General features: G+C 64.1%; 19 protein-coding genes and 1 tRNA gene. 14 read left to right on the top strand and 6 right to left on the bottom strand.

Annotated features, from left to right (window positions below):
• Positions 1-7: 7 nt before the first annotated feature.
• Positions 8-1,381, bottom strand: a complete 1,374-nt coding sequence (gene radA, locus AB4Z38_RS16700) for a DNA repair protein RadA (RefSeq protein WP_441430740.1) — start codon at positions 1,379-1,381, stop codon at positions 8-10.
• A gap of 41 nt (positions 1,382-1,422) precedes the next feature.
• Positions 1,423-2,553, bottom strand: a complete 1,131-nt coding sequence (locus AB4Z38_RS16695; RefSeq protein ID WP_441430739.1) for an FUSC family protein — start codon at positions 2,551-2,553, stop codon at positions 1,423-1,425.
• 282 nt (positions 2,554-2,835) lie between these two features.
• Here AB4Z38_RS16695 and pstS point away from each other — a divergent pair, with 282 nt between their 5' ends.
• From pstS to pstB, 4 genes are all read left to right on the top strand, one after another.
• On the top strand, positions 2,836-3,957 hold the full coding sequence (gene pstS / locus AB4Z38_RS16690) for a phosphate ABC transporter substrate-binding protein PstS (RefSeq protein WP_441430738.1): 1,122 nt from the start codon (positions 2,836-2,838) through the stop codon (positions 3,955-3,957).
• Between the two features lie 139 nt (positions 3,958-4,096).
• Positions 4,097-5,029: a phosphate ABC transporter permease subunit PstC gene (gene pstC / locus AB4Z38_RS16685; RefSeq protein WP_441430737.1), complete on the top strand. Its 933-nt coding sequence runs from the start codon at positions 4,097-4,099 to the stop codon at positions 5,027-5,029.
• The gene (gene pstA / locus AB4Z38_RS16680) at positions 5,029-6,138 is read left to right on the top strand and encodes a phosphate ABC transporter permease PstA (protein ID WP_284980614.1); all 1,110 of its coding nucleotides are present in this window, start codon (positions 5,029-5,031) and stop codon (positions 6,136-6,138) included. The genes pstC and pstA overlap by 1 nt, the downstream gene beginning before the upstream one ends.
• A 48-nt stretch (positions 6,139-6,186) precedes the next feature.
• On the top strand, positions 6,187-6,966 hold the full coding sequence (gene pstB, locus AB4Z38_RS16675) for a phosphate ABC transporter ATP-binding protein PstB (protein ID WP_059388353.1): 780 nt from the start codon (positions 6,187-6,189) through the stop codon (positions 6,964-6,966).
• 141 nt (positions 6,967-7,107) lie between these two features.
• Here pstB and AB4Z38_RS16670 read toward each other — a convergent pair whose 3' ends face one another.
• From AB4Z38_RS16670 to AB4Z38_RS16660, 3 genes are all read right to left on the bottom strand, one after another.
• On the bottom strand, positions 7,108-8,121 hold the full coding sequence (locus AB4Z38_RS16670; RefSeq protein ID WP_441430736.1) for an anion permease: 1,014 nt from the start codon (positions 8,119-8,121) through the stop codon (positions 7,108-7,110).
• 1 nt (position 8,122) lies between these two features.
• The gene (locus AB4Z38_RS16665) at positions 8,123-8,740 is read right to left on the bottom strand and encodes a DUF47 domain-containing protein (protein WP_364542131.1); all 618 of its coding nucleotides are present in this window, start codon (positions 8,738-8,740) and stop codon (positions 8,123-8,125) included.
• Positions 8,741-8,978: 238 nt separating this feature from the next.
• Positions 8,979-9,638 (bottom strand): hypothetical protein, encoded by a 660-nt coding sequence (locus AB4Z38_RS16660; protein ID WP_364542128.1) that lies wholly within the window; start codon positions 9,636-9,638, stop codon positions 8,979-8,981.
• A gap of 212 nt (positions 9,639-9,850) precedes the next feature.
• Here AB4Z38_RS16660 and AB4Z38_RS16655 point away from each other — a divergent pair.
• A tRNA-Lys gene (locus AB4Z38_RS16655) sits at positions 9,851-9,923 on the top strand.
• 55 nt (positions 9,924-9,978) lie between these two features.
• Here the strand turns inward: AB4Z38_RS16655 and AB4Z38_RS16650 are convergent.
• Entirely contained in the window at positions 9,979-11,367 is a 1,389-nt protein-coding gene (locus AB4Z38_RS16650) for a CoA transferase (protein ID WP_441430735.1), read from the bottom strand.
• Positions 11,368-11,463: 96 nt separating this feature from the next.
• Here AB4Z38_RS16650 and AB4Z38_RS16645 point away from each other — a divergent pair, with 96 nt between their 5' ends.
• The 9 genes from AB4Z38_RS16645 to AB4Z38_RS16605 all read left to right on the top strand — a co-directional run bounded on the left by AB4Z38_RS16645 (position 11,464) and on the right by AB4Z38_RS16605 (position 18,799).
• Positions 11,464-12,072, top strand: coding sequence for a DedA family protein (locus AB4Z38_RS16645; protein ID WP_441430734.1), 609 nt, complete (start codon positions 11,464-11,466; stop codon positions 12,070-12,072).
• A 203-nt stretch (positions 12,073-12,275) separates the two neighbouring features.
• Positions 12,276-12,578, top strand: a complete 303-nt coding sequence (locus AB4Z38_RS16640) for an urease subunit gamma (protein WP_078106942.1) — start codon at positions 12,276-12,278, stop codon at positions 12,576-12,578.
• A 9-nt stretch (positions 12,579-12,587) separates the two neighbouring features.
• Positions 12,588-12,938, top strand: a complete 351-nt coding sequence (locus AB4Z38_RS16635) for an urease subunit beta (protein WP_441430733.1) — start codon at positions 12,588-12,590, stop codon at positions 12,936-12,938.
• Entirely contained in the window at positions 12,935-14,731 is a 1,797-nt protein-coding gene (gene ureC, locus AB4Z38_RS16630) for an urease subunit alpha (RefSeq protein ID WP_441430732.1), read from the top strand. The genes AB4Z38_RS16635 and ureC overlap by 4 nt, the downstream gene beginning before the upstream one ends.
• A gap of 19 nt (positions 14,732-14,750) precedes the next feature.
• Entirely contained in the window at positions 14,751-15,230 is a 480-nt protein-coding gene (ureE, locus tag AB4Z38_RS16625) for an urease accessory protein UreE (RefSeq protein WP_441430731.1), read from the top strand.
• Between the two features lie 177 nt (positions 15,231-15,407).
• The gene (locus tag AB4Z38_RS16620; RefSeq protein ID WP_441430730.1) at positions 15,408-16,076 is read left to right on the top strand and encodes an urease accessory protein UreF; all 669 of its coding nucleotides are present in this window, start codon (positions 15,408-15,410) and stop codon (positions 16,074-16,076) included.
• A 16-nt stretch (positions 16,077-16,092) separates the two neighbouring features.
• Complete coding sequence (gene ureG / locus AB4Z38_RS16615; RefSeq protein ID WP_184740682.1) at positions 16,093-16,710, top strand: urease accessory protein UreG; 618 nt, start codon at positions 16,093-16,095, stop codon at positions 16,708-16,710.
• A 122-nt stretch (positions 16,711-16,832) separates the two neighbouring features.
• Positions 16,833-17,663 (top strand): urease accessory protein UreD, encoded by an 831-nt coding sequence (locus AB4Z38_RS16610; RefSeq protein WP_441430729.1) that lies wholly within the window; start codon positions 16,833-16,835, stop codon positions 17,661-17,663.
• Entirely contained in the window at positions 17,663-18,799 is a 1,137-nt protein-coding gene (locus tag AB4Z38_RS16605) for a HoxN/HupN/NixA family nickel/cobalt transporter (RefSeq protein ID WP_441430728.1), read from the top strand. The genes AB4Z38_RS16610 and AB4Z38_RS16605 overlap by 1 nt, the downstream gene beginning before the upstream one ends.
• Positions 18,800-18,914: the final 115 nt, after the last annotated feature.

Below are 18,914 nucleotides of genomic sequence, written 5' to 3'. Positions count from 1 at the left end.
CCGGCCATTAGGTGATCAGCAACTCCAAGGCCTCGGCCAGGTGTGCCACCTCGCGGACCGAGAATCCCTCCGGAACAGGTCCCGGTCCGTTGGGGCTGGCGGGCACCACGGCGTGGGTGAAACCAAGCCGCTGGGCCTCGTGGATGCGCTGGTTGATTCCGGGAACGGGACGGACCTCGCCGGCCAGGCCCACCTCGCCGAAGGCAATGAGCCGCTGGGGCAGTGCTTTGCGCGCCTTTGCCGAGGCCACGGCAAGCGCCACCGCCAGGTCGGTGGCCGGTTCGCTCAATTTAACTCCTCCGACAGTGGCCACGTAGGAGTCGTCCTTGTGCAGGATGCAGCCGGCCCGCTGTTGGAGCACGGCCAGGAGCATGGCGACGCGCGAGCTGTCCAGGCCGCTCGTGGCCCTGCGCGGCTGTGAGCTGGCACTTTCGGCCAGGAGCGACTGCACCTCGGCCAGCAGCGGGCGCCGGCCTTCCATGGTCACGGTGATGCAGGTGCCGGACACCGGCTCCCGTGTCCGTGATACAAAAAGCCCGCTGGGATCGGCGAGGCCTTCGATGCCCGTTTCATTCAGGTCGAAACAGCCGACGTCGTCCGTGGCCCCGTAGCGGTTCTTGACCGCTCGCAACAAGCGGAGCCGGGAATGGCGCTCGCCTTCGAACTGGCACACAACGTCCACCAAGTGCTCCAAAAGACGCGGACCGGCAATGGCGCCGTCCTTCGTCACGTGGCCAACCAACAGGGTGGTCATATTGCCGCGCTTTGCGGCGGCGATGATGGACGCCGCGACTTCCCGGACCTGTGAAACGCCTCCGGCGCTACCTTCGACATCCGCGCTGCTGAGGGTCTGTACCGAGTCCACAATCAGCAGCTTCGGCTCGAGCTTCTCCACTTGCCCCAGCGCCTGCCCGAGGTCCGTTTCCGCCGAGAGATAGAGGGTATGCGCGACCGCGTCAATCCGTTCCGCGCGGAGCTTGACCTGGGCCGCCGATTCCTCGCCCGTGACGTACAGGACGTCCTGCCCCGTGCGGGCGAACTTCGCAGCGACATCCAGCAGGAGGGTGGATTTCCCGACGCCGGGTTCCCCGGCGAGCAGGATCACCGCGCCGGGAACCAGCCCTCCACCCAGGACGCGGTCCAGTTCGTCGACGCCGGTGGGCAGGAAAGCGGCCGTGGTCCCGTCTACCTCGGCTATGCGGCGGGCCGGCTCCAAAACCGTTGTTGCCGCCGTCGTACGCGCTACCGTGGCGCCGGTCTCCTCCACGGTGCCCCACGCCTGGCACTCACCGCAGCGCCCCACCCACTTGACCGTGGTCCACCCGCATTCGGCACATTTGTACGCGGGTGTCTTGGAAGTGCGTGAGGTCTTGGAAGCCATGCGTACAAGGCTAGTGGAGGGGTAGGACAGTCAGGTGCGACTCACTGCAAGGGAGGAAGCACGTCGCGGGCTTCCCGGGGGTCCATGCCCGCGGCTTCGAGCAGGTCCACCATGAGCGGCCGGAAGAGCATCACCACTGTTTCGCCCTCGAGCTTTTGGACGTGCAGCATTTTGGGGTGCAGCCGGGTGGCAATGTCAGCCAAGTCCTGCCGAGCACCGCGCAGGTGGGCGCGGCGGGCGCCGTCGTGCACTTCCGCGAGACCGAGCGACAGCTCCTCGACGGCTGCAGAAGTGTCCTGCAGGACCTCCGAAATGCTGTCCGTCGCCTCGTCCGTCAAGGCTGCATGGTTGATGGCGCTCGTGAGCCTCCGCGCGAACACCCGTCCATTGCGAAGGGCGAGGTCGATGGAATCCAGTGATTCCTCCAGCATGGTCAGCTCGTCGCGGTGCCGACGATAGGCGGGGGCCAGCGTGGCCACCTCACCGGAGGCCTTGAGGGATTGGCGCATCCGATCCACGAGGGGTTGGCAATTCCGGCCCCGGATGAGGGCATGCCAGGCCTGGGTCGAGTCGCTGTTGATCAATGCGTCGGCACACTCACGGAGCACCTCCGAGAGTTCGTGCAGGAGTTTGCGGACGTCCTGGCGCGGCTCCCTGCGTGGGTCCTTCGGGACCAGCATGGTGACGAGGAGCGCGAAAACCCCGCCCACGACGGCGTCGATGCTCCGGGTGAACGGTCCCCCGGCCGGCGCGGGCAGCAAGACGACGAGCAGCGACTGCAGGCCGAGCTGGGTGGTGAAAATGGAGCCACCGTCCAGGAAACGTGCCAACAGGATGGAGAAAAGAAGGACGACGGCGGCCTGCCAGATCCCCGAACCCAGCCAGTGAAGGAGCAGATCACCCACGACGATCCCGAGGGTGCAGCCAAACCCGACTTCCACCACCCGGCGAAGCCGTGGATCCCGCGAGAAACCGAGCGCGATCAGCGACGAGGTCGCGGCGAAAAGGGGTCCCGAGTGCCCCAAGATATATTCAGCGAACGCGTAGGCGCCCACGGCGCACACGGTCATCTGGACGGCCGGAACCAACGAGTTCCGGCTGCGGATGAAGCCGGTGCGGAGCCGCGCCCGCAGGAATTTCCTGCTTGCTGAAAGTCCTTGGGGCGCGGTCATGGCTCAAGTCTATTCAGGAGCGGCTTACGGAGTGCGGCCCGCCGGGCGAGCCACAAAGTGAGGGGCGTCACTTAATCCCTCATGACACGCCATGCGCAAGGGCGACGCTGCACATGTAAGCCAATGGTCCACAGCCGTTCACCTTCCGTTCACTTTGGACCGCCGATCCCGTTACCTGCGGCTCTTACCGTCAATCAAGGTACAAACACGTACGCAAATCTTTCGTATGCCGACTTTCTCCCTCGGTACGCATCAGAGAATCCCTGGAAGGGGTACATCCCAGTGAAGGCAACTCGCTTCGGCCGCAATGCGGCAATCGCGGTCCTCGCAGTCGGCGCCCTTGCGCTGACCGCTTGCGGTTCAGACAACGCAACCGGCGCCACCCCGGCAGCCACCCAGAGCACCGCAGGCGTCAAGGTCACCGGCACCCTGACCGGTATCGGCTCATCGGCGCAGGGCGCCGCAATGGACGCCTGGAAGACCAACTTCGCTTCCGCGAACCCGGGTGCCACCGTCCAGTACTCCCCGGACGGCTCGGGCGCAGGCCGTAAGGCCATCCTCGACGGCTCCGCACAGTTCGCAGGCTCTGACGCCTACCTGAGCGACGCTGAGCTGGCCACCTCAAAGACCAAGTGCGGCACCGACGGTGCCATCAACATCCCGGTGTACATCTCCCCGATCGCCGTTGCCTTCAACATTCCTAACGTCAAGGACTTGAAGCTCGACGCCGACACCGTTGCGAAGATCTTCCGCGGCCAGATCACCAACTGGAACGACCCGGCAATCGCCGCCCTGAACGCCGGCGTCACGCTTCCGGACCTCAAGGTCACCCCGGTCAACCGCTCTGACGACTCCGGCACCACCCAGAACTTCACGGACTACCTCGCATCTGCTGCTCCTTCGGTCTGGACCGACAAGGCTGCTGGCCTGTGGCCGGCATCCTTGAAGGGCGAAAACGCCAAGGGCACCTCCGGCGTCGTCAAGACCGTCACCGACACCCCGGGTGCCGTGACCTACGCTGACGACTCCGCAGTCTCCGGCAAGCTTGGCACCGCACAGATCAAGGTTGGCTCGGACTTCGTCAAGATCTCCCCTGCCGCTGCTGCCAAGGCTGTTGAACTGGGCAAGCCTGTTGCCGGCCGCCCGACCGGCGATCTTTCCATCAAGCTCGACCGCACCACCACGGATTCCTCGGCCTACCCGGTAGTCCTGGTTTCCTACCACGTCGTCTGCACCACCTACGACAAGCAGGCAACCGCTGATCTGGTCAAGGCATTCGAGAGCTACGTAGTCTCCGACGCCGGCCAGCAGGCTGCTGCCGGCTCCGCCAAGTCCGCTCCGCTCTCCAAGGCGCTGCAGGACAAGGCAAAGGCCGCTCTTGACTCCATCAAGGCCAAGGCCTAAGGACCACAATGGAGTAGTGGTGCTGCGGACCGCGGCACCACTACCCTGAATATCGAGGTTCCCCGTCCCGCGCTGGTGAAACATCACCGGACGGGGCGGGGAACTTGGCCATTTTTGAGTGAATCTGAAGGATCGTGAAGTGACCACCAACTCCTTGACCACTTCCCAAGGTGCCGGACGCGCCGGGGACAAGGTCTTTTCCGGAGCCACCCTGGCCGCGGGATGCCTGATCCTCGTGGTTCTCTTCGGCGTCGCACTTTTCCTTGTAATCCAGGCCATTCCGGCGCTTGTGGCTCCACCCGCGGACATCCAAGGCGGCCAAGGCTTCTTCGCCTACATTGGGCCGATCGTGGTGGGAACCCTGATTGCCGCCGTCATCGCCCTTGTGATCGCCACTCCCGTAGCCATCGGCGTCGCCCTGTTCATCTCGCACTACGCGCCCCGCAGGCTTGCCTCGGGCCTTGGCTACGTGGTGGACCTCCTCGCTGCCATTCCTTCCGTGGTCTACGGCGCATGGGGCGCGGCGTTCCTCGCCCCCCAGATTTCGCCCGCCTACGGCTGGCTGGCCAGCAACATGGGTTGGTTGCCGATTTTCCAAGGCCCGGCTTCGGCTACCGGCAAGACCATCCTGACCGCGAGCATCGTCCTTTCCGTCATGGTTTTGCCGATCATCACTTCACTGTCGCGGGAGATCTTCCTGCAGACCCCGAAGCTCCACGAGGAAGCCGCCCTGGCCCTCGGCGCGACCCGCTGGGAGATGATCAAGATGGCTGTTTTGCCCTTCGGCCGCCCGGGTATCGTGAGCGCCATCATGCTGGGCCTCGGCCGTGCACTTGGCGAGACCATGGCCGTCGCACTGGTCCTGTCCTCCGGCGTCCTGACCGCAAGCCTGATCCAGACCGGCAACCAGACCATCGCCGCGGAAATCGCCTTGAACTTCCCTGAAGCCAGCGGACTCAAGGTCAGCACGTTGATCGCAGCCGGCTTGGTATTGTTCGTCATCACCCTGGGTGTCAACATGATTGCACGCTGGATCATCTCCAGGCACAAAGAATTCTCGGGAGCCAACTAATGACTGTCACAGCCCCCGTGGCGCGCAAACGCTCCGCACTGACGAAGGGCCAGTTGCCCGCATTCGCACCGTATGTCGTCCTCGCCGTCGCGCTTGTGCTCGGCGCAGCGATCCTTGCGCTGATCGGCTTCAACGCCTTCGGCTGGGGCCTCGTGTCCGCCATCCTCTTCGCGATCGGCCTGGTCGGCTGGAGCGCGGCGGTCGAAGGCGGCCGCAAGGCGAGCGACAAGCTCGCCACCTGCTTGATCGTCGGCTCGTTCCTTGTGGCGCTGCTGCCCCTGATTTCGGTGATCTGGACCGTCCTCGTGAACGGCATCCCGGGCATCATCACCCCCGGCTTCCTGACGACTTCCATGAACGGCGTCACAGGTTCCCTCGACAACAAGAGCGTCGATGAAGGCACGAAGGTCCTCGGCGGCATCTACCACGCGCTTCTGGGCACCGTGCAGATCACCTTGCTCGCCACAGTCATCTCGGTTCCGGTGGGCCTGCTGACGGCTATCTACCTCGTTGAGTACGGCAACGACCGGGCCCTCGCCCGTGCCATTACGTTCTTCGTCGACGTCATGACGGGTATCCCCTCGATCGTGGCAGGTCTCTTTTCCGCAGCTTTCTTCTTCGCAGTGGTCGGCCCGGGCACCAAGACGGGTGCGGTCGCCGCCGTCGCGCTTTCAGTCCTGATGATCCCGGTGGTGGTCCGCTCCAGCGAGGAAATGCTCAAGATCGTCCCGAACGAGCTCCGTGAAGCGGCTTACGCGCTGGGTGTCCGCAAGTGGCGCACCATCCTCAAGGTGGTCATCCCGACGGCGATTTCCGGCATCGCGTCCGGCGTCACCTTGGCGATCGCCCGCGTGATTGGCGAGACTGCACCGATCCTGGTCACCGCGGGTTTCGCCACCACCATCAACAACAACGTGTTCGGCGGCTGGATGGCCTCGCTGCCGACGTTCATCTACACGCAGATCCTGAACCCGACCTCGCCGTCCAACCCGGACCCATCGAGCCAGCGGGCATGGGGTGCCGCGCTGGTCCTGATCATCCTGGTGATGCTCCTGAACCTCGGCGCCAGGCTGATCGCCCGGATCTTCGCCCCCAAGGCCGGCCGTTGAGCCACCAGGCCACCAGCAAACTTCCAACCACAGCACCGAAGGAACACCATGTCTAAGCGGATCGACGTCAAGGATCTGAACGTCTACTACGGCAGCTTCCTGGCCGTTGAAGGCGTCAACATCAACATTGAAGCCAAATCGGTCACGGCATTCATCGGCCCGTCCGGTTGTGGCAAGTCCACCTTCCTGCGCACGTTGAACCGCATGCACGAAGTGCTTCCGGGCGCGCGCGTTGAAGGCGAAGTGCTGCTCGACGGCGACAACCTCTACGGACCCGGCGTGGACCCCGTGACTGTCCGCACCCAAGTCGGCATGGTGTTCCAGCGGCCCAACCCGTTCCCCACGATGTCCATCCGCGACAACGTGCTGGCCGGCGTGAAACTGAACAACAAGAGGATCAGCAAGGGCGCGGCCGACGCACTCGTGGAGAAGTCCCTGCGCGGCGCCAACCTGTGGAACGAGGTCAAGGACCGCCTCGAGAAGCCCGGCTCCGGACTCTCCGGCGGCCAGCAGCAGCGGCTCTGCATTGCCCGAGCCATCGCGGTGGAACCGCAGGTCATCCTTATGGACGAGCCCTGCTCGGCGCTGGACCCCATCTCCACCTTGGCAGTCGAAGACCTCATCAATGAGCTCAAGGACGAGTACACCGTGGTGATCGTGACGCACAACATGCAGCAAGCTGCGCGTGTTTCCGACAAGACCGCGTTCTTCAACATCGCCGGCACAGGCAAGCCCGGCAAGCTCATCGAGTTCGCGGACACCACTACCATCTTCAACAACCCGTCCCAGAAGGCCACGGAAGACTACGTCTCCGGCCGGTTCGGATAAGCCCCACCGCCACCCTCGCCGGTGAAGGCCCCCGGCCGGGGAACCCTGGCGGCGTGGGCCCAATCGATTGCTCCTTTAACTGCCGTTTTGGCGGCTCATAACGGCAGTTACGGAGCAATCGACGCGAAGGGTCCGCTGAACTCAGCGGGACAGCGGCGAGAGCGCCAGCCCAAGGACGCACGCCACTGCGGCGGTTACGAACGGCGTCGCGACCCAGAACCCCAGGATCCGCAGCACCATCCGACGGTTTGTGACGGAAAAGTTCTGGTTGGTTCCTGCGCCGAGCACCGCAGACGTCACAGTGTGCGTGGTGGAAAGCGGCAAGTGGAAGCCGATGGCACCCACGAACAACATCAGCGAGGTCAGGCTCTGGGCGATGAATCCCCGCATCGGGTCCACCCGCGTCAGCTTGTAACCCAAGGTGTACGAGATGCGCCAACCACCACAAAGCGTTCCCGCCGTGAGCATGACAGCCACCAACAAGATGACCCAGAACGGGAGGTCATTGGGGTCGGACACCCCGGCCGCAACGGCGCCCAACAGGATCACCGCTACGGATCTTTGCCCGTCCTGCAGGCCATGACCGAACGCGACGGCAGCGGCCGAGACGGACTGCGCATGGCGGAAGCGGCCATGCACGACATCGGGCTGGGTGTAGCGCGCCGCCCACGTGACAGGCCACACGAGAAGATAGGCGCCAAGGAAGGCAATCAGGGGGGAAAGCAGCAACGGCAAGACTACTTGCGCGAGCAAAATACTGTCTACTTCGTTGACGGAGCTGCCTCCCATCACTGTGCTTGCAGCACCGGCGCCCACCAAGCCTCCCACCAAGGCATGGGTTGACGAGAGCGGCACGCCGCGCCACCAAGCGTAGATTCCCCATAGGATGGCGCTACACAGCCCTGCGGCGAGCATCGTGAGCCCGTTCATTCCCGACGGGAGAACCACCCACGCCTGGCTGAAGACCAGCGCGAAACCGCCGCTGAGCAGCACCCCGGCAAAGTTGAAGATGGCCGCCAACACAACCGCAACTGACGGAGTGAGGGCCCGCGTCCGCACGGAGAGCGCGACGGCGGTGGAGACATCGCGGAAGCCGTTCAGGAATGCGAAGCCAGCCGCCAGGACCACCACAAGGGCGAAGAACGCGACCGCCACCTCATGCTTCCTTGACGATGATGCTGCCTACCTGCGTTGCGACACGGCGCATGTCCTTGGTGACGTCCACTAGTTGGTTGGCTACGTCGCGGTTCCTCGAAAACTGGGTGGACTTCATGTCGCGGAGCATCTCGGCCACCCAGGTCCGGTGGCTGCGCTCAGCACGCTTGGCCAGCCGCAGGACCTCGATCCAGTAATCCTCGAGCTCGTCCAGATCGTCCAGCTGGCGCATGGCATCAACCGTGAGTTCTGCCTGGCGGCTGATGATCTCCAACTGGTCCGCCGCGCGCTTGGGCACCCGGTCCAGTTTGTAGAGGGCTACGAGCTCAGCCGCGGCATCCAGCTTTTCCATCGCCTCGTTGAGGAAACGGGAAAGGGCGTACATGTCCTCGCGGGGGAGCGGGTTCACGAAACTCGTGCGCATGTGGGTCAGGAGGGCGAAATGCAGGTCCGTGGATTTCGCCTCGTGTTCGTGCATCTCCTCCACAAGCCGTTCGTGCTCCGCGACAGGTGCTCCGAAGATCTCAGAAAGCGTCCCGGTTGCCTCAAGAATCTGGCGGGCCATTTGCGACAACAACTGCAAACCGGCGGGTTCCTGGGGGAAGAGACGCAGCTTCATTTGGCTTCCGGTAGGCGGGAGGGATGGGGGTGGGGCGGCGTCTTCGCCGAAGGGCATAAAAATGGTGCCGAACCGGATACGCCTCTCGGCGGTAGGCCGCTCGAAGCGGCTATAAGTTGAAGCCCGGGGGTTTCGCGGTTCGACACCAGTTTCAGTTTTCTACGTCGTCCGAGCTAAGTCAACATTGACAGTTGGCGCCGGAGGTGGTTGTGACGGCCCCCCGCCCTTATATTTCATGTCAATCCAGCTCTCCGAGGCGCCACGCATTGGCCGCGTGCTCGAGATCTTCCGCAGTCTTCACGAGCTGGTGGGAGTTCCGGGTCAGCTTGCTTGCGTGGCCTTCGTTGGAATGCTCTGCACTGTCCGCCAGGGTGGCTTGGCCGAGCGCGACGACGCGGCAAAACGCGGCTGAGCGTTCCAGCGCGACGTCGAAATCGCCGTCGAACGCTCCCGAAAGAATAGCGTCCGCCATTTGCTTCATTTCATCGGCTCCCGGCGGCTCTGCGGCGCCTGCCACAACGTGGGAAACCTGGGCGGTGTCCCGGCCGGCCCTGAAGTACACGGAGATGCGCTCGGAGTCCTGCATGGTGGCCGCGCGCAATGCATAGAGCCGCCACAAGGCGCCGGGCAAGGACCGGGCGGGGCTCTCGGCCCACATTTCAGCGATGGCTTCCAGGCCTTGCTCGTCAGCGAGCTTCACTAGGCGTCTGGTGATCTTGGGATCATCGCTATCCCGACCTCGCCGCACGAGGGCCTGGGCGGCAAGGTGCGCGGCTTCGGACACGCGCGCGGGGTCCGCTCCGCCGGCAAACGGCTCGAAGTCAACCGGCGCGAAGGGCTTCGGCTTGTGGTGCCTATTTGCTCCGCCGTACACAGGAGGTCCCGATTGTTCGCTCATGCCCCAACGCTACTCCTGTGTTTTCGCTCGTGCACTCTTGACTGGGGCTCGTCGCAGTGTCTGTTGCGCGGGGCTCGGGGCGCACCTGTAGTGGCCCTCGGGGCGGCGCCGGGGTTTGCGCTAAAAGAGGTCACGACGGCGCGGGTGCTGCCCGTGTCAAAACGGCCTTGAGCTTGAGGTACAGTATTTATGGCTGTTTCTACAGTCGGCAGGGGCCTTTAGCTCAGTTGGTAGAGCATCGGACTTTTAATCCGTGGGTCGTGGGTTCGATCCCCACAGGGCCCACCCTAGAACCCCCGGAACCGCACGGTTCCGGGGGTTTACTTGTGCCAAGCGAAAACTAGGCCGTGGCCCACACGGCCGCGTGGCGACCGAGCGGTCCGGCCTGCTGCGACCAGTGCGCGGCGACGCCGTCGATTCGCCCCGGAAGAGGCACGCGTCGCGCCGGCCCCCAGTCCGTGGTGGTTGCTGTGAGGGTGAAGTCGTTGGGTGTAGGTACCGATAGGTGGTCGTTCGGCGGGGTCAGCGAGTACAGCAGGTTGGCCGTGCCGATGAGTGAGCCCTGGATGCGGGCCGTTACCGTATGGGTGAGGCGCCGGGCCAGGGCGCGGGCGACGGCTGCGGCCAATAGCCAGCCGGTCGCGTGGTCGAGGGCTTGAACGGGAAGCGGGGTCGGCTCCGCTTGGCCCGTGGCGGTGGCTCCGTCGTCGGCGATCCCGCAGCTCATCTGGACCAGGCTGTCGAACCCGCGGCGATTGCGCCAAGGGCCATCCCAGCCGTAGGCGTCCAGGCTGGCGATGATCAAGCCGGGGTTCACGGAGGTCAGGGCTTCGTCATCGTAGCCCAGGCGTTTCAGGGCGTCGGCCCGCAGTCCCGATACGAGCACATCGGCACCCGCGAGCAGTTCCTCGAATATCGCGCGGTCGCTTGCGGCCGTGAGATCCAAAGCGGCGGTACGTTTGCCGAGCGTCGTCTCAGGCAGTAGCGAGGGCACCTCGTCAAAGCCCGGCGGGTCGATCCGCAGCACGTCCGCACCGTAGCCGGCAAGGAACTTGGTGCACACCGGTCCAGCGATCACCCTCGTCAGATCAAGCACGCGCACTCCGTCGAAGGGCAGTTGCCCGATCGCGTTCGGTGTGCCGGCGCCGGATGAGCGGCGCTCGACGACGGTCAGCGGCGGCGCGCCCGCGGTCGCCATCCCCGGAGCCGAGGCGAGCCATTGGCTGCGGTTGTGCATGACGCCGGCGCATCCGCCCGCCTCCACGATCGCCGTCTCCAATTCCCCGGCACGCAACCCGGCCACTGCGGCCTGCACTGTTTCGCGGTCATGGGCGCCAAGCACCCGCTCGACGGCGGCGCGGTGGCTGGCGTAGTTGGTGTGCAGCCTGATCCAGGCGTCCGCTGCACGATAGTTGCCGGCGATGGGGTCCCACAGCGGTGGCCGGGTCCAGCCGACCGGGGTGAACAGCCTCTCGGACGCGAACGCTGCGCACGACTCGCGACTGTCTACCGTCACCGCTGGCTGCTTTGACTGGCGGCGAGCCGCGAGAAACTGCGCTGCGGCCACGGTTGCGACGGCAACCGCCCCCGTCGCCAGCCCTGTCACGTCGAGAGCTGCCGGGAGGACCGCCCGCGGCCCCGTCGTTAGCTGGGCGGCGGGCCAATCCGCATCATCGGCGCCGATTGCGTGCCACAGGCGGGAGGTCGCGTCAGCGAAACTGTCGTTCACACTCACCATTCTCGACTGGCCCACACAGGACGGGCAACGGCAGCCGGATCTGACGCCTCCTGCCCAAGGAGGACCTCAACTGCCAGACTGTTCTTCATGCAAGCGCTTTTGGACGGACTCCTGAATACCAGCCCGCTCGTGATCGCGTGCATCGTTTTCGCCCTCGTGTTCGCTGAGGATGCAATCTTTGTGGGATTTGTGATCCCCGGTGAAACGGCGGCGGTGGTCGGCGGGGTGATTGCAAGCCGCGGGCTTTTCGAATTGTGGGCCATGATCGCCATCGTGGTGACCGCCGCGATCACGGGAGACACCGTGGGCTACGAAATAGGCAAGCACTTCGGCCCACGCGTGATGGCCTTGAAGATCCTGGACAAAAGACGCGCCCAATTGCAAAAGGCCGAAGACTTCCTCAAAGACAAAGGCGGCGTCGCGGTGCTTCTGGGCCGGTTTACCGCTTTCTTTCGTGCCGTCATGCCCGCGCTCGCCGGGCTCAGCCGCATGCCCTACCGGCGCTTCGCGTTCTGGAATTTCAGCGGCGGCATTATCTGGGGGTCTTTGTTCGTGACGCTCGGCTTTGTGGCCGGAAATTCGTACGAAGAGGTGGCGCGCGTGGTGGGCCGGGATGCCGCGGCCGTGGTGGCAGTAATTGTGGTGGCGATTCTGGTGGTCTGGCAGGTCAGGAAGCACCGCGCTAAGAAGGCCTGATGCCGCAGGAGCACGGAAATCTGGCGGAAACCTCAAGGCTTTAGGCTGGTCACAATTCGTTCGGGAGGGGCAGTGAAGGGTCGAGCTGGATATGTCTGATGTTTGGCGTTATAACCGTAGTAGCTGCCCCGACGTCCTCGGCTTATCTGAGCCTCGAGTGATCTGATGTCCGCTTCTGCAGCACGCAACTTTAAGGAGAACCGATGCATCTTTTGCCCCGTGAGCAGGAAAAGCTGATGATCGTGGTCGCGGCCGACCTCGCCCGCCGTCGGCAATCCCGCGGCCTGAAGCTCAACTTCCCCGAAGCCGTGGCGATCATCAGCTACGAGCTGATTGAGGGCGCCCGCGACGGGAAAACCGTCGCTGAACTCATGAGCTACGGGACCACACTGCTTCGCCGTGAGGATGTGATGGAGGGCGTGCCGGAGATGATCCATGACGTCCAGATTGAGGCCACTTTCCCTGACGGCACCAAGCTCGTCACCGTCCACGACCCGATCCGCTAGGAGGCCAACATGATTCCCGGTGAGTACCGTCTCCAAGCAGAGCCCATCGCTTGCAACAGCGGACGCGAGGCAATCGCCGTCGACGTCGTCAACCGTGGCGATCGCCCAGTCCAGGTGGGCTCTCACTACCACTTTGCCGAGGCGAATCCGGCCCTCGATTTTGACCGCGAAGCCGCGTACGGCCGCCGCCTGGACATCCCCGCCGGAACGGCAGCGCGCTTCGAGCCGGGCGATTCCAAGACCGTCAAACTCGTTGCGCTTGCGGGCAGCCGCCAAGTCTACGGCCTGCGGAACGCCGTCAACGGATCGCTTGATTCCGCTCCCGCCTCCGCGAACAGCACCGAAGGGACAGCCCAGTGAGTTTTGAAATTTCGCGCAAGCAATACGCAGACCTTTACGGCCCGACGACGGGCGACTCCATCCGCTTGGCGGACACCGAACTTTTCCTCGAGATCGAGAAGGACTACACGGTCTACGGCGAAGAGGTCATGTTTGGCGGCGGTAAAGTGGTCCGCGACGGCATGGGGCAGAACGGCCAGGTGACCCGCGACGGCCGTTTGCCTGAGACCAACGCAGCCTCGGACCAGACCCTCGACGTTCCGGACACCGTCATTTCGAACGTCGTGGTCCTTGACTACACCGGAATCTACAAGGCCGATGTGGCGCTCAAAGACGGGCACATCTTCAAGATCGGCAAGGCCGGCAACCCCCAGATCGCCGACGGCGTGGACATCGTGATCGGGGCCAGCACCGAGATGATCGCGGGCGAGGGCAAGATCCTCACCGCAGGCGGCGTGGACACCCACATCCACTACATTTCCCCGGACCAAATCCCCACGGCACTGTGCAGCGGCATCACCACCATGGTGGGCGGTGGCACGGGACCGGCCGAAGGTACCAAGGCCACCACCATCACGCCCGGCAAATGGCACATTTCACGGATGCTGCAAGCTGCGGAGGGGCTGCCGATCAACATCGGCCTCCTCGGCAAAGGCCACGCTTCTGCCATCGAGCCGCTCGCTGAACAGATCCGCGCAGGTGCAGTGGGCCTCAAAGTCCACGAGGACTGGGGCGCCACGACGTCGTCGATCGACATGTCCTTGCGCGTAGCGGATGAATACGATGTGCAGGTAGCCATCCACACCGACACCCTCAACGAGTGCGGATTCGTGGAGGACACCATCAAGGCCATCGACGGCCGCGTGATCCACACCTTCCACACCGAAGGTGCCGGCGGCGGGCACGCTCCCGACATCATCAAGATCGCCGGATTGCCCAATGTACTCCCGGCATCCACCAACCCGACGCTCCCGTACACGCGGAACACCATCGAAGAGCACCTGGACATGCTCATGGTGTGCCACCACCTCAACCCGGACATCCCGGAAGACGTGGCGTTCGCCGATTCCCGCATCCGGGCCGAAACCATCGCCGCCGAAGACGTGCTCCAGGACCTGGGCATCTTCTCGATGACGTCCTCTGATTCCCAGGCCATGGGCCGAGTCGGCGAAGTCATCATCCGCACCTGGCAAGTGGCCGACGCCATGAAGCGGCAGCGGGGCGTCCTGAAGGACCCCCGGAGGGACAGCACAGGCGCAAGCCACGGTGCTGCAGACGGCCTGGGCGAGGAAAGCGATAACTTCAGGATCAAGCGCTACATCTCCAAATACACCATCAACCCGGCGATCGCGCAGGGTATGGCCGACTCCATTGGCTCTGTTGAAGTGGGCAAGTTCGCCGACCTCGTCCTCTGGAATCCGGCCTTCTTCGGTGTGAAGCCGGAACTGGTTCTCAAGGGCGGCCAGATTGCCTACGCACTCATGGGCGACTCCAACGGTTCCATCCCCACCCCGCAGCCACGCACCATGCGCCCGATGTTCGCCACCCACGGCAAGGGGCTGCAGCAGTCCTCCATCACCTTCCTGTCCCAGGCGGCGATCGACGCCGGTGTCCCGGAAGAGCTTGGCCTGGAACGCGTCATCCGGCCCGTGTCCGGCATCCGGAACCTGAGCAAAGCGGACCTCAAGTTCAACGGCGAAACGCCCGACATCGCCGTCGACCCCGAAACCTACAAAGTGACGGTCGACGGCGAAGACGTCACCTGCGAACCTTCCGACGTGCTGCCCATGGCCCAGCGCTACTTCCTTTTCTAGATCGCCGGAGGAGAACCACATGATCATCGAAAAAATCCTCGGCAACCTGCACGAACTGCCCGACCCCGAAAAGTACGCCGGCCTCCACAAGGAGAAGGTCGTGCTGCCGAGTGCCCAATTGGTCAAACGCATCCAGCGCGTCACCACGGACCACGGGAAGGAGCTAGGCATCCGCCTCCCGGCCGGATCCGGGGACCTGCGCGACGGCGACATCCTCGCCGTCGAGGACGCGAACCTGATCGTGGTGTCCGTGCTGCCGAGCGACGTCCTGGTCATCGCTGCCCGCAGCATCTACGAAATGGGTGTGGTGGCGCACTCCCTCGGCAACCGGCACCTGCAGGCCCAGTTCTTCGACGCGGCGTCCGAGTATGGGGCCGAAGTCATGGTGTGCCAGTACGACCACACGGTCGAGGACTACCTCAAGCACGTCGGGGTGCCTTACGACCGCCAGGAACGCGTAATGCCGGTGCCTTTCCGCCATGCTGAACACGCGCACTGAGCTCCCGGGCACCGTCTGGGGTGCCGCCCCGGATTTGGGGCCGTGCCCGTCCCCAGCCGCTCCCAACCCTCGCAAGCTCGGGTCGGGGCCCTCGCGGCAGTGGGCCCCCGCGGTGCCCTCCACACCGCAGCCCCTATCACCCACCTACGCCGTACACGTCACCTTCGGGGAGCAACAGTGAGCGCTTATCAATTAGCGCTCCAGCAGCTGACTGACTCCGCGTTGCCTACCGGGGCGTTTGCTCATTCCTTGGGGTTTGAGACGTACATCGAGCGGGGGGTCGTGGCTGATGAGGGGAGTTTCGGGGTTTGGCTGTCTGCGTTTGCGGGGCAGCAGTTGACTTATTCCGATGGCTTGGCCATTCGGTTCCTTTATGAAGGGGTGGATTTGGGGGAGTTGGATGCTCATTTGAGTGCTCAGCTCTTGCCTCGGCAGTTGCGGGAGGCCAGTACCAAAATGGGTGGGCGGCTGATCGAGATCGGGACCGAAGTCTTTCCGTCGGCCGAGCTGGAAGCTTACCGGGCTATGGTGACCACGGGCCGGGCTGCCGGTCATCAGCCGCTGGCGTTCGCCGTCGTCGCGCGCTCGCTGGGCGTGCCGTTCGAAGAAGCGCTCGCCGCGTACCTTTTCGCGACGGTCACCTCACTGACGCAGAACGCCGTGCGCGCCATCCCGCTCGGCCAGAACTCCGGGCAACGGCTGTTGCGCAAAGCGCACGACGACGTCGCTGCCGCCGTCGAGCATGTCCAGCACCTCGGCGGGGACGACTTCGGAGCCGTCAGCCCAGGCCTGGAAATTTCGCAGATGCGGCACGAATGGCAACGCGCGCGCATGTTCATGAGCTAGAACAATAGGAGGACACATGTCTGAACCCATTAAGATCGGCATCGGCGGCCCGGTAGGTGCCGGCAAAACGCAGCTCGTGGAGCGCCTGACCCGCCACATGAGCCGGGAAATCTCCATGGCCGCCATCACCAACGACATCTACACGATCGAAGACGCCAAAATCCTCGCGGCCAACGGCATCCTGCCCGAAGACCGCATCATCGGCGTCGAAACCGGCGGCTGCCCGCACACCGCCATCCGCGAAGACACCTCCATGAACACCGCGGCCATCGAGGAACTCAAGAAACGCCACCCCGAGCTGCAGGTCATCTTCGTCGAATCCGGCGGTGACAACCTCTCCGCGACGTTCAGCCCCGAACTCGTGGACTTCTCGATCTACATCATCGACGTCGCCCAGGGAGAGAAAATCCCCCGCAAGGCCGGCCAAGGCATGATCAAGTCGGATCTGTTCATCATCAACAAGACCGATCTCGCCCCCTTCGTCGGCGCGGACCTCTCCGTCATGGAACGGGACTCCAAGGAATTCCGGGGCGACAAGCCCTTCTGCTTCACCAACCTCAAAACCGACGAAGGGCTCGACAAGGTCATCGCATGGATGCGGCACGACGTCCTGATGCTCGACCTGGCGCAATGAGTTCACTCGCGAACGCTCTCATCTCACCTGGGCCTGCGCCCGCGGATAAAGGGGGCCGTGCCCGCTTCGCGGTGCCCGCCACGCCGCGGCCCCCTTCATCCGCGTCCGCTGATCGGCCCGAGATGGGTCGCCTTGCGCTCGTCATAGGGAAACGTGCTGGTCGTTCCGTGGCCGTGCAGCAGTTTCATCAGGGTGCCTTGCGGGTTTTGAGGCCGCACTATTTGGATGGGTCCGGGCAGGTTTGTTATGTCATGGTCAATCCGGGCGGGGCGTATTTGGGGGCGGATCTCTATGTTGTCGATGTGGAGGTAGTGGACGGGGCTTCGTTGCTTTTGACCACTCAGTCGGCTACGAAGATTTATCGGACGCCGGGGTCCTTTGCCGAGCAGCGGATGACCATCCGTCTGGGGGAGGGGGCGGATCTGGAATTGGCTCCCGACCAGCTCATCGCCTACCGGGAGGCCAGCTATCGGCAGAATACGCACATCACTGTGCATCCGACGTCGAGCCTCATCATGGCGGAAGTCATCACTCCCGGCTGGTCGCCGGACGGCGCCTCCTTCCGGTACCGGGAACTCCGTCTACGGAACGAGATCCAGGTGGAGAGCGACGACGGCGCGGCGCTGCTTGCGCTCGACAACCTCCTGATTCGGCCGCCTCTGGGCGATGTGACCGGAATGGGCTTCATGGAGGGGTACAGCCACCTGGGATCGCTCATTGTGGTGGATCCGCGGGTTGACCAAGCGCTCGCCGATGAACTGCACCGGCTGACCACCGGGTACGAGGCGTACTCGGGCTTGTCGCTGACCCGGACGCTTGCGGGCACAACGGGCCTGGTCCTGCGATCCCTCTCGAACAGCACCGAGGAACTGAATCGGTTGCTTGGTGCCTGTACCGGGCTTTTGCGCGAACGCTGGTACGGCAGGGCGCCCCTGAACCTCAGGAAGTACTGATGACCTCACTCGCGGAGTTCGCCGCGATGTACCGCAGCCGCGAGCATCTCCCGATGAGGTCGCGCCTCGCGTTCATGTTCGGTTCGGTCGTCCTCCTGCACCTTGCCGCCGTCGTTCTCCTGCTTGTGGGTGGCGCCGGTGGAGGGCAGCCTCTGGCGCTCGGCCTCGTGCTGACGGCATATGTGGCCGGTATCAAGCACAGCTACGACTGGGACCACATCGCCGCGATCGACAATTCCACACGAAAGTTCGTGGCACAGCGCAAGGACCCAGTGAGCGTCGGCTTCGCGTTCAGCCTGGGCCACAGCTCCGTGGTAGTCCTGGCCGGTGTGATGGTGGTCGGTGGCGCCAGCATGGTGGGCCAGCTCATGGAGGACGGCACCACCGGACACGTCGTCCTGGGGCTAATCGGCAGCGGCATCTCCGGGCTCTTCCTCCTCGCCATGGGCATCTTCAACGGGTCTGCGTTCCTCCGCACGATGCAGCTGTACCGCGCCGCCCAGGCTGGCGGCGCGATCTCCGTCGACGACCTCGAAACCAAAGGGTTCATCGCGCGGCTCTTGGCCAAGCCGCTATCCAAGGTCCAGCGTCCGCGGAACATCTACGTGATCGGGTTCTTGTTCGGGCTGGGCTTCGACACCGCCACCACCATCGGGCTGCTCGTGCTTACGACGGCGGCGTCGCTCGCGGGTGTGTCTGTGCTTGCCCTCTTGGCTCTGCCGCTGGCCTTCACCGCGGCAATGACTCTCTGCGATTCCATCAACGGCGTTGCCATGATGCGAATGTACAAGTCCGCCATTCATGATCCCCAGCGCAAGCTTGGATTCAACGCCATCATCACCGGTATTTCGGCCTTTTCGGCGCTCTTCATCTCGGTCATCACGCTGGGCGGCTTCCTCAATGCGGTCTTTGGCCTGAGCGATCCTGTCACCACGTGGCTGGGCGAGATAGACCTCGGCGACGCCGGGCTGGTGCTGATTGCGCTGTTCGCCGTCGTGGGGGCGGTCGCGGCTGTGCGGTTCCGGGTGGCGCGGCCCTCCGTGGGAAGCCCTGACGACGCTCGCTCACCTAAATCGCGAAACTCGACGACGCTCGCTCACCTAAATCGCGAAAGTCGACGACGCTCGCTCACCTAAATCGGGAAAGTCGACGACGCTCGCTCACCCATGAAGCCATTTTTGTGAACCCTCCTGCAGTTGCATCGCCAGGGTTCGACGGCGGGGGTCGGCACTGGGTGCGGAAGTCGCTGTC

It is taken from the genome of Arthrobacter sp. 2RAF6 (assembly GCF_052115205.1).
Lineage (GTDB): Bacteria > Actinomycetota > Actinomycetes > Actinomycetales > Micrococcaceae > Arthrobacter.
The sequence above is the reverse complement of the archived record's forward strand: the minus strand, read 5'-3'. Positions and strand labels throughout refer to the sequence as shown.

What these genes read in the sequence shown, in the direction of transcription:
- pstA (WP_284980614.1), top strand. Translation starts at nt 5,029, where the DNA reads ATGACTGTCACAGCCCCCGTGGCGCGCAAACGCTCCGCACTGACGAAG.
- AB4Z38_RS16645 (WP_441430734.1), top strand. Translation starts at nt 11,464, where the DNA reads ATGCAAGCGCTTTTGGACGGACTCCTGAATACCAGCCCGCTCGTGATC.
- pstB (WP_059388353.1), top strand. Translation starts at nt 6,187, where the DNA reads ATGTCTAAGCGGATCGACGTCAAGGATCTGAACGTCTACTACGGCAGC.
- AB4Z38_RS16660 (WP_364542128.1), bottom strand. Translation starts at nt 9,638, where the DNA reads ATGAGCGAACAATCGGGACCTCCTGTGTACGGCGGAGCAAATAGGCAC.
- ureG (WP_184740682.1), top strand. Translation starts at nt 16,093, where the DNA reads ATGTCTGAACCCATTAAGATCGGCATCGGCGGCCCGGTAGGTGCCGGC.
- AB4Z38_RS16605 (WP_441430728.1), top strand. Translation starts at nt 17,663, where the DNA reads ATGACCTCACTCGCGGAGTTCGCCGCGATGTACCGCAGCCGCGAGCAT.
- radA (WP_441430740.1), bottom strand. Translation starts at nt 1,381, where the DNA reads ATGGCTTCCAAGACCTCACGCACTTCCAAGACACCCGCGTACAAATGT.
- AB4Z38_RS16695 (WP_441430739.1), bottom strand. Translation starts at nt 2,553, where the DNA reads ATGACCGCGCCCCAAGGACTTTCAGCAAGCAGGAAATTCCTGCGGGCG.
- AB4Z38_RS16635 (WP_441430733.1), top strand. Translation starts at nt 12,588, where the DNA reads ATGATTCCCGGTGAGTACCGTCTCCAAGCAGAGCCCATCGCTTGCAAC.
- AB4Z38_RS16665 (WP_364542131.1), bottom strand. Translation starts at nt 8,740, where the DNA reads ATGAAGCTGCGTCTCTTCCCCCAGGAACCCGCCGGTTTGCAGTTGTTG.
- AB4Z38_RS16610 (WP_441430729.1), top strand. Translation starts at nt 16,833, where the DNA reads ATGGGTCGCCTTGCGCTCGTCATAGGGAAACGTGCTGGTCGTTCCGTG.
- ureE (WP_441430731.1), top strand. Translation starts at nt 14,751, where the DNA reads ATGATCATCGAAAAAATCCTCGGCAACCTGCACGAACTGCCCGACCCC.
- AB4Z38_RS16640 (WP_078106942.1), top strand. Translation starts at nt 12,276, where the DNA reads ATGCATCTTTTGCCCCGTGAGCAGGAAAAGCTGATGATCGTGGTCGCG.